Consider the following 11,760-nt stretch of genomic DNA (forward strand, 5'->3'; position numbering starts at 1 on the left):
CTAGAAATTTGTTTCATAAACAAGTTCTGCCAGATCTGCCGTTGCAAAATCCATAATTACAGTACCGTAGCGGCCTGATGCATCGGAAAGGTATGAAGAAAGCTTGCTGTTGATTGTATTGGAAACGTACGGAATGTTTGGAATTCCTAAAAAGGATTTGTATCCGCTTGTGTAGTTAAGATACATTGTTGAAGAAGAACCGCTCAGGGCTTCTGAAAACAGTGAAGTAATCGCAGACCATTTGTTGGAGTTGTTTCCTACTTTATAGCTGTCCTGAATTCGTAACGTGCAGTTTGAATAGCTGATGGTTGAGGTTGTGTTGTCTCCCCAGCCGCTTGAGGCATTAAGTCCTAAAGGCCAGGTTGCGGCACTGAATCTTCTTAAGAGAACGATTTTTCCCCTGACGTCACCGATTGCAGGAATGTAGGAGTGGGTCCAGAACAGATTTGAATAAGTGTTCATATATTCAAGAAAAACTGTCTCAAAGGATTTAGAATTTCCGTAAGCATCGTATTCTTCCTTGACGGACATGATGATTGTTTCTGTAGGATTTTCAGAAAGGAAATTTCTGCAGGCAGTAAGTACATCATCAAAGTTTAAATGCTGGTACACGGAACCGTGATGAATTACAAAAGCATCTTCATAATTGCGGCATCTTATGTCCAGGTAACGTATGCCTGCTTCCAGCTGGTCTGATATTCCAAGACTCTGGCATTTAGCAGTTCCGGAAATACTTTCATAAGTGGCTCCTGAATCATGTGTTCCCGGAATTGAAATGGCTGACAGTTGAGTTGAGTCACTTATTTGTGACATCCAGTTTGCAGAAGTGTAGTCTTCTGCAGTAAGTGAAATTGCAGCTGCCGTAAGCAGTGCGGCTGTACAGGACAAAACTTTTTTTAATGTCATGTAATCCTCCTTATGTAAACAAAATGTTAAGTCCATAAAATTCACCAGTCAAGAAAAAATTTTTTTTAAGTCTGAATCAATTTTTTTTATGTCCTCATCAGCTCTTTAATAACTATACTAGACCTGTGAAGTTCAATGTGGAATAATTCAGATGATGAGAATAAAAACGGTTAATGAATGGCTGAAAGAAAAATACGGCACTAAGGTTTACAGACTGTCCCTAACATCCGGATGTACATGTCCTAACCGGGACGGAAAAATTTCTTACGGAGGATGTACTTTCTGTTCTGAAGGGGGAAGCGGAGACTTTGCAACAAGTGATATTGATGAAGCAAAGAAAAAAGTTAATGGAAAGTTTCCCAAATCCATTCCGGAAAATCAGAGAAAATATATTGCCTACTTTCAGTCCTATTCAAATACCTATGGGGATCCTGACCGGCTGTATGAACTTTATTCCTCAGTACTTTTTCGTCCTGAAATTGTAATTCTTTCTCTTGGCACCAGACCGGACTGCATTGATGATTCAGTTGTCGGAATGTTAAAAAAACTTTCTGCCATAAAACCTGTATGGGTTGAACTGGGATTGCAGACTGTGCATGAAGAAACTGCCCGACGCATTAACAGGGGATATACGCTGGAGGTTTTTGAAAAGGCTTACAGAGTTTTACGCAATGCGGGAATTACAGTCATTGTTCACGTAATATTAGGACTTCCCGGAGAAAGTGAGGACATGATGCTGGATACCGTCAGGTATCTTTCTCAGCTTAATCCCGTACTTGAGGGAATAAAAATACAGCTTCTTCATGTGCTGAAAAATACTGCGCTGGAAAAAGAATTCAGAATAAAGCCCTTTAGAATATTTACTATGGAAGAATACTGTCATCTTGTAATTAAATGCCTGAAAATTCTTCCTTCTGAAACTGTAATTCACAGAATGACTGGAGACGGCTCAAAAAAACTTCTTGTAGAACCTCAATGGAGCGGAGATAAAAAGAAAGTAATTAATTATCTTAATAATTTAATTGCTAAATCCTGACTTTTAGTTATATCATTTAATTATGATTCAATATTTTGTTTCCCATCTTTACTGGTTCTGGCTTGCTGTAGTAATTATATGTACCGTAACAGAAGCTTTAACTTTTGCACTGACTACCATATGGCCTGCAATTGCGGCTCTGCTTATGGTTTTTCTGTCGTTTACGCCTGTTCCTTTTGTCTGGCAGCTTATTGTTTTTTTGATTATCACCATCGTTCTGATTTTTTTTACCAGACCTTTTGCGGTAAAAAAGCTTAAAGTCGGAAAGGAAGTGACCAATGTTGCGGCAATCATCGGACAGCAGGTGGTTGCAGTTGATGAAATATCAGAATTTAAAAAGGGCAGCGTAAAATCTTCCGGGGGAATCCTGTGGAGTGCTGCCCTGGAAAATCCCGATGACGAAAGCATTCCCTGCGGCACGATATGTACTGTCGTTTCTGTAGAAGGAAATACAGTACGGGTCAGGCCACTTAATTAAAAAAAATTCAAATCAGGAAGTTATTATGAAAAAAGTTGTTTTTTTAATCGCCGTATTTTTATTTGCAGGCGTTTCCTTATCTTTTGCCGGTAAAGCGGATTTTTATACTGCAGACGGAAGCCTTTCTGAAGGCATGTTTGTTAATTCGCCGGAAGGACTAAAAATCAGATCCGCTCCGAATTTAAAGGCTGACCGTATAAGCGGATTGAGATACGGGTATTATGTTCTTATACGTGAACTTGGTGAAGAAGTTGTCATAGACGGAATAACTGCTCCCTGGGTTAAAGTTGCCCTTCCTCAGACAGAATGGAAGGATTATGAAACGGAAGAAGATGGCTGGGTCTTCGGAGGATACCTTCAGAAAAATAATCCTCTTTCTTATGGAGAAATATTTGAGCTTTCTAAAACTGAAGAATATATAGACCTGCCATATTTTCCTGATGAAGAAGGAATGAATTATAAGGATGAATATAGCGATAAATGGCAGAAAACGGATCTGTTTAATACCCGTTATACAGCCTGTCTTGAGAACTTCTGCTGCTATGATGCTCCCAGAGTATCAGGGGTTGTAGCAGAAGACTGTCTTGGTTATTGTCCTCCTGTGGCAGCTTCAATCTGCGGCTGTGTTTTCTTTTTGAAAGCAGAAACTCCCGTCGAACTTGAACATGTGGTAAGTTATGGTATTGCAAATGAAGAATCAGAATTCCCGGGGCTTCTTTATCCGGTTTATGAAGGAGTCTATTTCGATGATGAAGGCTCCAGGTGTTTATGTTACATCCGCGGAATTGATTTTGTTTCTAATGATGATATTTCTACAGTTCATGATAAAAACGGAAATGAAATCCATCTTTATGTACAGAAAGCATTGAAAGACATTAATTTTGATTCCTATGGTCTTTCCATGGAGGAAGTCAGCAGGGACCTTAATTCAAGTGATACTTATGAATCTGCAAATATTGCTCAGTCTGCTGCATACCGGATTACTCAGATACGTTATGTGGATGCAGAAGGCAATTCCAAAAGGGTAGGAATCAATTCTTCTGAAGTTAATTTTAGTCTTGCTTATCCCCTTAACTTTAAGAAGCCGGTTCCTTTTATTATTGAAAGCAGAATCAGGGGAGTCTATAAAACAAGAATTTACAGCTTGAAAGTGAATGAATCGGATGTAGAGACTATCCCTGTATGTGAGTATGAATGCAGCGTCAGGGATGCAAGAACCGGTGCCGGAGACTATCATTATTTTACTCCAAAGGGAATCGTGGTCTGTGATGTTATGGGGGAAGATGGTGAACAGGGGTATTATTTTTATGCTCAGAAAAGTTCTGCTTCCTATAAGTTTGAGGATGGAGTCTACAATTCTGGAACTCCCGGAGGAAATAAGAAAGTTAAAAAGGTCGGACAGTTCTGCAATCCTATATGCCTGCTTCCGATGCATCAGTCTCCGGATTCTGGATCTTTGACATTATGTCTGCTGAATCCCGGAACGTTATTAAAAATAGAAGAAGTTGGAGAGAAAACTGTAATTGACGGTCTTGTTTCCTGCTGGGTAAAAGTTTCTCCTGTTAATGATGACTATTCCTCTGAAGGGGATCTTATTCAAAATGTTTTTCCTGCTGAATCAACTTCTGCCTGGGTTTTTGGAGCCTGGCTTGAATGATACATTAATAGAATAATTTTTATTGTTTAATGGAGGAGTTAATATGCCTTATGTTTTGATTGCAGTTCTTTTTGTAGTTCTGGTTTTGATTTTATCCAATGTTCGGGTAATACCACAGTCTCATGCCGTTATAATTGAACGTCTTGGCGGCTACAATTCAACCTGGGGAGTCGGCATTCATGTAAAGGTTCCTTTTATAGACCGCATGTCTTCAATGATTTCTTTAAAAGAAAAGGTTCTGGATTTTCCCCCTCAGCCGGTAATTACAAAAGACAACGTAACGATGATGATTGATACCGTGGTTTATTTTCAGATTACGGATCCGAAACTTTACATGTATGGTGTGGAAAAACCTATCAATGCCCTTGAAAATTTAAGTGCTACGACACTCCGCAATATCATCGGTGAACTGGAACTTGACCAGACTCTTACCAGCCGTGATGTAATTAATACAAAAATGCGCAGCATTCTTGATGAGGCAACGGATCCATGGGGAATAAAAGTTAACCGTGTGGAAGTAAAGAATATTATTCCTCCAGAAGCAATAAAAGAAGCCATGGAAAAGCAGATGCGTGCTGAACGTGAACGCCGTGAGCAGATTCTTATTGCGGAAGGTCATAAGCAGAGTGCGATTCTTGAGGCTGAAGGAAAAAAACAGGCAATGATTCTTGAAGCAGAAGCAGAGAAGGAAGCTGCCATTAACAGGGCAAAGGGGCAGGCTCAGTCCATCCTGGAAGTTCAGAATGCAACTGCCAAAGGTCTTCAGCTTATAAAGCAGGCCGGAGTTGATGAAAGTGTAATAAAACTCAGGAGTCTTGAGGCTCTTGAAAAAGTAGCAGACGGAAAGGCTACAAAGATAATAGTTCCTTCTGATATTCAGAATCTTGCAGGGCTGGTAACTTCCGTGTCTGAACTGGCCGGTTCAAAGTAACATAAACGCTTCTTGTTGTTGAATTTATTGTATAAATTCATTAAAGTTATGAATATTACATTCTTGTAAAAAAGGAGTTACTATTATGGCAGTAAGAGTTGCTATTAATGGATTTGGCCGTATTGGTCGTTTGGCTTTCCGTCAGATGTTCGAAGCTGATGGTTATGAAGTTGTTGCTATCAACGATTTGACAAGCCCAAAAATGCTTGCTCACCTTTTGAAGTATGATACAGCACAGGGCGGATTCATGGGCCGCATCGGTGAAGGAAAACACACTGTATCAGCTACTGAAGATTCAATCATCGTAGACGGAAAAGAAATCAAAATTTCTGCAGAAAAAGATGCAGCTAACTGTCCTTGGGCAGCTAACAAAGTAGACGTAGTTCTTGAATGTACAGGTTTCTATACATCAAAAGAAAAGGCTGCTGCTCACATCACAGCAGGTGCTAAGAAAGTTGTAATTTCAGCTCCAGCTGGAAACGACCTTCCAACAATCGTTTACAACGTAAACCACAAGACTCTTACAAAGAATGACAATATCATCTCTGCAGCTTCTTGTACAACAAACTGTCTTGCTCCAATGGCTAAGGCTCTTAATGACTATGCACCAATCGCTTCTGGTATCATGTCTACAATCCATGCTTACACTGGTGATCAGATGATTCTTGACGGTCCACAGCGCAAGGGTGACCTCCGCCGTTCACGTGCAGGTGCACAGAACATCGTTCCTAACTCAACAGGTGCTGCAAAGGCTATCGGTCTTGTAATTCCTGAATTGAACGGAAAACTTATCGGTTCTGCTCAGCGTGTTCCAACACCTACAGGATCAACAACAATCCTTACAGCAGTTGTAAAGGGTAAAGATGTAACAAAGGAAGGAATCAATGCTGCAATGAAAGCTGCTGCAACTGAATCTTTCGGTTACAACGAAGATGAAATCGTTTCTTCTGATGTTATCGGAATGAAATTCGGTTCACTCTTTGATGCTACACAGACAATGGTATCTAAGATTGATGATGATACATATCAGGTACAGGTTGTTTCTTGGTATGACAACGAAAACTCTTATACATCACAGATGGTAAGAACAATTAAGTACTTCGCTGAAAACTGCTAAGTATTAGATTGATTTAATGAAGGGCGCTTTACAGACGTAAGGCGCCCTTTTTTTTATAAGGAAGTACTTAATTGTTCTTTTTATTTAACGTTCTCGCATTCTCTTTGAGAAATGCTCGGGCAGACGCGGCGCACCTGCTTGCGTCTGGGTAAGAACAATCAAATACTTCGCAGAAAACTGCTAATTAATTTGATTTAAGTAAGACGGGTACTTCTTATAGAAGTATCCGTTTTTTTTTATCGTATTTGATTGTTCTTTTTTATTAAACGTTCTCGCATTCTCTTTGAGAAATGCTCGGGCAGACGCGGCGCACCTGCTTGCGTCTGGGTAAGAACAATTAAATACTTTGCTGAAAACTGCTAATTAATTTGATTTAAGTAAGACGGGGATGTCCAATAAGTTCAAAAAATGTCATTTTCGGGCCCGACCCGAAAATTTATTTAATTACAATACGTCTGGTCAAGGCACGCTTCGCTTAAAGCCTTGACACAGCCGTTTTTAGGTTTTGTATTAAACCCTAAATACAAGAGATTGCCGTGTCGAGCACGGCAATGACTCATACTTATTGGTCAGCCCCGTTTTTTTTTTATATCGTATTTGATTGTTCTTTTTATTTTACGTTCTCGCATTCTCTTTGAGAAATGCTCGGGCAGACGCGGCGCACTTGCTTGCTTGAAATATTATTGAAAAATTATCGAAGAATTATTATCCTTTAAGTAAGCTTTATTTTCTGGAGAAAAATTATGAAACTAAAAAGTGCGGCAGTTTTTTTTCTACTTTCTGCCTGTCTTTTTTTACTGACTGGCTGTCCCGATGAAAACTATGATGATTATCTTCCCGGTGTAGTTTTTTCGCTTTCGCCTTCTGAAGAAGAGATGGATCTGTCACCGGATTCCTATGACAGACAGAATATGGCAGCTTCTTTCATGACGGATTTTTCCCGCTATGAATCTTACAGCATTTCAGTTGACATATTTGCATATTTTCTTCAGCCGGAAGGTTATAAGATCAGGAAGACTGCTGATTTTGCTGTTGTTTATGACACTGATGACGAAACAGAAACGGACATCAGGGGAAGAGACGTTTTATGTACATCTGAAGGTGAATCTGTAAACCGCAGGATTACAAAACGCTTTGTTATTCCTACTGAAAAACTTGAAAAAATACTGTACAGTGTAGAATTCTTTGTTTCTGCAAAAGGGAAGGACGGTCGTACTTATTATTCAGGATATTGTTTTCAGATGGATCTCAGTCAGTCAGACATCTGACAGAAATCATTTGGTTAGAGGTGTATAATGAAGTCAATTTATTTTATTGTTTTAATTACTTTTGCTTTGAGTTTTAATTCTTGTACTGATGGTGATTATTATTATTCGGAAAAACAGCATGTTGTAGCTCTTGAAGGTGCGGAAGTTTCTCTTTCCGGAGAGACTTCAGGACTTAAAGTTGGAGATACAGTCGGACTTACAGTTTCATGTATTACTGATTATGAATTTTATAGAGATTATGAAATAAGGTTTTATGTCTGCAGTTCTGACGCTGCAGACTCATCTGCAGAAGCTGAAGGGGCAAAAGGATGTGTAATTCTTGGTTCTGCTTCTGATGATGATGAGTTAAACTTTAATCTGTCCTCCGTAACTTTTACGCAGAACAGTGAACTTGTAGAAGAACAGTCCAGGACTTTTTACGTAAAGGGGCTTTTGCCTGGAAAGTATAATATATGTGTACGCGTAAGGGCTCAGGCAAAACTGAAACTGGATGAATATGTGTACAGCAGGGATTTTGTTCTGGATTTTTCAGCGGAATAAATTATGTGCAGAAAATTTTTTGTTATGAAAAGATTTCTTGCAGGATTATTTTTCCTGACTGTTTCTGTCTGTCTTTCATCCTGTGCTAAGATTTTTAATGAACTTTTATGGGATGAACCGGAAAATGATTTTTCGCTTGAACTGTCAGATTCAGAGACAAAGGGGAATTGCAGTGTAAAACTTTACTGCAATATGTCTTATAATCAGAATAAGTCGTCCTTGAATGGAACGGATTCTTGTATCTATAAAACTTATGAAGTAAAGCTTATGGTAGAAAAATATAGTTATGATACGAAATCTTTTGAGCTGTCAGATGACATTCAGCTTTACGGTTCAAGTAATTCTCCATTTTCTTCAAAAGACTTTACATTTACAGGAGCTAAGGATGATTCTTTTGAATTTGACGGAAGTTATGAAATAAAGGCATCGTCTGCTGGAATCGTAAGAGTTTCTGCGTTTGTCTATGGAACATCCAAAACCGGAAAAAGAAAACTCCTGCATTCCGACTCGAAAGAATTTGTTTTAAGGGAATAGCAGGAGTTTTTTTGTTGAGTTATTTTTTCTATTAATTATCTTTCTGACGTATTTCTACGCGGCGGATTTTTCCACTGATTGTTTTTGGAAGTTCTTCTACAAATTCAATAAGACGTGGAATTTTATAAAGTGCCAGATGTTCCGTTGCAAAGGTCTTTAATTCGATTTCGAGCTCTTTGCCTGCGGTGTATCCTTTTGTGAGTACGATAGTTGCCTTTACTGCCTGTCCGCGTTTAGGATCTGTGATTCCTGTTACGGCACATTCAAGTACGGAAGGATGCTGCTGAAGGACGCTTTCTACTTCAAAAGGACTGATACGGTAACCGGCGCTTTTTATAAGATCGTCGTTTCTTCCGACAAACCAGATGTATCCGTCATCATCATAATATGCCGTATCACCTGTGTCATACCATTCACCTGAAAGGGCTTTTTTTGTCTGCTCTTCATTTTTATAGTATCCCTTAAGAAGTCCTGCAGGTTTGCCGTTTTTAAGGTTGATTACTATGCTTCCGCATTCAAGAGGCTGACATTTTTTTCCGTCGTGATTGATTATCTGAACATCGTAGCCTGGAGCACTCTTTCCCATGGAACCAGGTTTTACTTCCATGCCCGGGAATGTTCCTGCAAGAATTGCACTTTCTGTCTGACCGTAGCCTTCGTATATTTTGATTCCTGTTTTTTCAAGGAACTTGTTGTATACTTCACTGTTCATTGCTTCTCCGGCAGTAACGCAGTATTTAAGGTTTGAAAGGTCGTATTTAGAAAGATCCTGTCTGATTAAAAAGCGGTAGGCTGTAGGAGGAGCACAGAATGTTGTTACCTTATAGTGTGCGATTTTCTTGAAGAAAAGATCCGGTGCAAAAGATACCATGTCGTAAACAAAGACTGCAGTTCCTGAAATCCACTGTCCGTAGATTTTTCCCCAGACAGCTTTTGCCCATCCTGTTTCTGCTACAGAAATATGAAGACCGTCATCCATTACGTTCTGCCAGAATTTTGCAGTGGCAATATGACCCAGAGGATAGGTAAAGTCATGGAGAACCATCTTTGGATAGCCTGAGGTTCCGCTGGTAAAATACATAAGCATAGTGTCATCATTTTTTGTTGCATTTTCACCCTGGGGACGTTCAAATACATTGCATTCTTCAGGAAGAGAATCAAGTTCTTTGTGGAAGTCAATCCATCCTTCCCGGCTTCCTTTTACCGATATAAGTTCTTTTACGGATTTACTTTCAGGCATTGCTTCTTCAATCTGTTTCATTACGTTGCCGTCGTCAAAAGAAATAATCATTTTAATTTCTGCGGCGTTACAGCGGTAAACAATGTCGTGCTTGAGGAGCTGGTTTGTTGCAGGTACTGCAATTGCTCCGATTCTGTGAAGGGCAGGAAGAAGCCACCAGAATTCATAGCGGCGTCTTAAAATGAGCATTACGACATCGCCTTTTTTGATTCCGTGTTTTGTAAGAAAGTGAGCTGTTCTCTGTGAGTCTCTGGAAATCTCTTTGAAATTAAAGAATTTTTCTTCATTTTCGTCATTGCACCAGACGAGCGCTCTTTTTTCTGGAGCCAGCTCTGCATAGCGGTCAATAACGTCGTATGAAAAGTTAAAGTTTGCAGGAATATTAAGTTTGTAGTTTTCTACCATGTCATCGTAGTTTTTGTATTCATGATAGTCTTTTATAAATTCTGACAAAAGATTCATATTTTTATCTCCATAATATATCTCTATATTATAGTATATATGTAGAATATTATAAATGGATTATGAATGAAAAATTTCAGATTCAGCTTTGTTTTTTCTGGATATAATAGGAAAGTTAGTGTTTATTCTTACTTTTTTTTAATGAATGTTAATTTTAGGTTCAAAACAATTTTTTTGCAGCCGTATATCTGTTTATCCCTTACCTTTTTTTATATTCAAGTGTAGTATTGAATGATAAGGGGTTTTATAATGAAAAAGATTTTTCTAATTTTACTTGCATGCTGTTCAGTACATTTATATGCGCAGAACAGTGTAAAAAACGGTCAGACGCTGTATGACACTGACGGTAACGTCCTTCATGCTCACGGCGGTTATATCCTGAAAAGCGGTGACACCTGGTACTGGTACGGAGAAAACCGTACTGAGAATAATTACGTCAGCTGCTATGCTTCAAAGGACCTTGTAAACTGGGAGTTCCGCAACAATATTCTTACAACGGATTCTCCTGCAGAAAAAACACGTGTCCGTGCAGACCTTAAGCTGTTCAATGCAGAGGACAATAAGAAAGTAAACATTGAGCGTCCGAAAGTTGTTTATAATGAATCAACAGGAAAGTACGTTATGTGGGCTCATTATGAAAACGGTCATGATTATTCAAAGGCCGCCATCGCCGTAGCCAGCTGTGATACTCCTGACGGAAATTTTGTTTATCACGGAAGCTTTAATCCTTACGGTCAGATGTCCAGAGACTGTACTTTGTTTCAGGATGAAGGAAAAACTTATTTTGCATCTGCTGCCAGAAATAATGCCGACATGCATGTTTATCTTCTGCAGTCTGATTTTCTTAACATTGAAAAGGAAGTCGGCGTATGGTGGAACGGGGAATACCGCGAGGCTCCTGCTTTTGTAAGGGTAGGAAAAAAACTTTACTGTTTTAATTCCGGCTGTACAGGATGGGATCCTAATCAGGGCCAGTATGCCTGGTCTTCAGGAATTGAAGAAGGTTTCGGAATGCTCAGCAATATTGGCGATGAAACTACTTATCATTCACAGCCTGCCTTTATTCTGACATTAAAGGGAACTAAAAAGACTTCATATATTTATGTTGGTGACCGCTGGAACGGAAAGAGCTATCATGAATCTACATATACCTGGTATCCGATTCAGTTTAACAAAGACGGAACTGCAGAACTTATTTATTGCGATGAACTTGAAATCAACGCAAAGACAGGTGAAGTAAAACCTGTTGTATACAAAAAATAATTCCACCTGCATCAGGGAACAGAAATTGCGAGAGACACAGCGATTTCCCCTGATGCCTGAGTGCCCCCGCAGTCAGGTATATGATAACCGAGAAAACAGTTGCATAATAAAAAATGTTACTATTGACACATCAGGGAACAGAAATTGCGAGAGACGCAGCAATTTCCCCTGATGCCTGACTGCCCCCGCAGTCAGGTGTATGATAACCAAGAAAATATTTGAATAATAAGATGTTACTATTGACACATCAGGGAACAGAAATTGCGAGAGACGCAGCAATTTCCCCTGATGCCTGACTGCCCCCGCAGTCAGGTGTATGATAACCAAG

General features: G+C 39.3%; 11 protein-coding genes. 9 read left to right on the forward strand and 2 right to left on the reverse strand.

Annotated elements, in window-relative coordinates:
- Positions 1–906, reverse strand: coding sequence for a phosphatidylinositol-specific phospholipase C (locus HNP77_RS10120; RefSeq protein ID WP_184653067.1), 906 nt, complete (start codon positions 904–906; stop codon positions 1–3).
- A 151-nt stretch (positions 907–1,057) separates the two neighbouring features.
- Here HNP77_RS10120 and mnmL point away from each other — a divergent pair, with 151 nt between their 5' ends.
- From mnmL to HNP77_RS10160, 8 genes are all read left to right on the forward strand, one after another.
- The gene (gene mnmL, locus HNP77_RS10125; RefSeq protein ID WP_246428914.1) at positions 1,058–1,942 is read left to right on the forward strand and encodes a tRNA modification radical SAM protein MnmL/YtqA; all 885 of its coding nucleotides are present in this window, start codon (positions 1,058–1,060) and stop codon (positions 1,940–1,942) included.
- Between the two features lie 22 nt (positions 1,943–1,964).
- Positions 1,965–2,420 (forward strand): NfeD family protein, encoded by a 456-nt coding sequence (locus tag HNP77_RS10130; protein WP_184653068.1) that lies wholly within the window; start codon positions 1,965–1,967, stop codon positions 2,418–2,420.
- Positions 2,421–2,445: 25 nt separating this feature from the next.
- The gene (locus HNP77_RS10135) at positions 2,446–4,077 is read left to right on the forward strand and encodes an SH3 domain-containing protein (protein ID WP_184653069.1); all 1,632 of its coding nucleotides are present in this window, start codon (positions 2,446–2,448) and stop codon (positions 4,075–4,077) included.
- 43 nt (positions 4,078–4,120) lie between these two features.
- Positions 4,121–5,008, forward strand: coding sequence for an SPFH domain-containing protein (locus HNP77_RS10140; RefSeq protein WP_184653070.1), 888 nt, complete (start codon positions 4,121–4,123; stop codon positions 5,006–5,008).
- A gap of 85 nt (positions 5,009–5,093) precedes the next feature.
- Positions 5,094–6,125, forward strand: a complete 1,032-nt coding sequence (gene gap / locus HNP77_RS10145) for a type I glyceraldehyde-3-phosphate dehydrogenase (RefSeq protein ID WP_184653071.1) — start codon at positions 5,094–5,096, stop codon at positions 6,123–6,125.
- 743 nt (positions 6,126–6,868) lie between these two features.
- On the forward strand, positions 6,869–7,393 hold the full coding sequence (locus HNP77_RS10150; protein WP_184653072.1) for a hypothetical protein: 525 nt from the start codon (positions 6,869–6,871) through the stop codon (positions 7,391–7,393).
- Between the two features lie 27 nt (positions 7,394–7,420).
- Entirely contained in the window at positions 7,421–7,933 is a 513-nt protein-coding gene (locus tag HNP77_RS10155; RefSeq protein WP_184653073.1) for a hypothetical protein, read from the forward strand.
- 24 nt (positions 7,934–7,957) lie between these two features.
- Positions 7,958–8,467 carry a hypothetical protein gene (locus HNP77_RS10160; protein ID WP_184653074.1) on the forward strand — a complete coding sequence of 170 codons (510 nt, stop codon included), beginning with the start codon at positions 7,958–7,960 and terminating at the stop codon, positions 8,465–8,467.
- 31 nt (positions 8,468–8,498) lie between these two features.
- On the opposite strand, the gene HNP77_RS10165 is transcribed toward HNP77_RS10160, so the two are convergent.
- A complete protein-coding gene (locus HNP77_RS10165; RefSeq protein ID WP_184653075.1) occupies positions 8,499–10,169 on the reverse strand; it encodes an AMP-binding protein in 1,671 nt (556 codons plus the stop codon).
- A gap of 249 nt (positions 10,170–10,418) precedes the next feature.
- Here HNP77_RS10165 and HNP77_RS10170 point away from each other — a divergent pair, with 249 nt between their 5' ends.
- Positions 10,419–11,432, forward strand: coding sequence for a family 43 glycosylhydrolase (locus tag HNP77_RS10170; RefSeq protein ID WP_184653076.1), 1,014 nt, complete (start codon positions 10,419–10,421; stop codon positions 11,430–11,432).
- Positions 11,433–11,760 lie beyond the last annotated feature (328 nt).

It is taken from the genome of Treponema rectale (assembly GCF_014202035.1).
GTDB lineage: Bacteria > Spirochaetota > Spirochaetia > Treponematales > Treponemataceae > Treponema_D > Treponema_D rectale.

Bases quoted from the DNA above. Each gene is read 5' to 3' on its own strand.
- HNP77_RS10120 (WP_184653067.1), bottom strand. From the start codon at position 906: ATGACATTAAAAAAAGTTTTGTCCTGTACAGCCGCACTGCTTACGGCA.
- mnmL (WP_246428914.1), top strand. From the start codon at position 1,058: ATGATGAGAATAAAAACGGTTAATGAATGGCTGAAAGAAAAATACGGC.
- HNP77_RS10130 (WP_184653068.1), top strand. From the start codon at position 1,965: ATGATTCAATATTTTGTTTCCCATCTTTACTGGTTCTGGCTTGCTGTA.
- HNP77_RS10135 (WP_184653069.1), top strand. From the start codon at position 2,446: ATGAAAAAAGTTGTTTTTTTAATCGCCGTATTTTTATTTGCAGGCGTT.
- HNP77_RS10140 (WP_184653070.1), top strand. From the start codon at position 4,121: ATGCCTTATGTTTTGATTGCAGTTCTTTTTGTAGTTCTGGTTTTGATT.
- gap (WP_184653071.1), top strand. From the start codon at position 5,094: ATGGCAGTAAGAGTTGCTATTAATGGATTTGGCCGTATTGGTCGTTTG.
- HNP77_RS10150 (WP_184653072.1), top strand. From the start codon at position 6,869: ATGAAACTAAAAAGTGCGGCAGTTTTTTTTCTACTTTCTGCCTGTCTT.
- HNP77_RS10155 (WP_184653073.1), top strand. From the start codon at position 7,421: ATGAAGTCAATTTATTTTATTGTTTTAATTACTTTTGCTTTGAGTTTT.
- HNP77_RS10160 (WP_184653074.1), top strand. From the start codon at position 7,958: ATGAAAAGATTTCTTGCAGGATTATTTTTCCTGACTGTTTCTGTCTGT.
- HNP77_RS10165 (WP_184653075.1), bottom strand. From the start codon at position 10,169: ATGAATCTTTTGTCAGAATTTATAAAAGACTATCATGAATACAAAAAC.
- HNP77_RS10170 (WP_184653076.1), top strand. From the start codon at position 10,419: ATGAAAAAGATTTTTCTAATTTTACTTGCATGCTGTTCAGTACATTTA.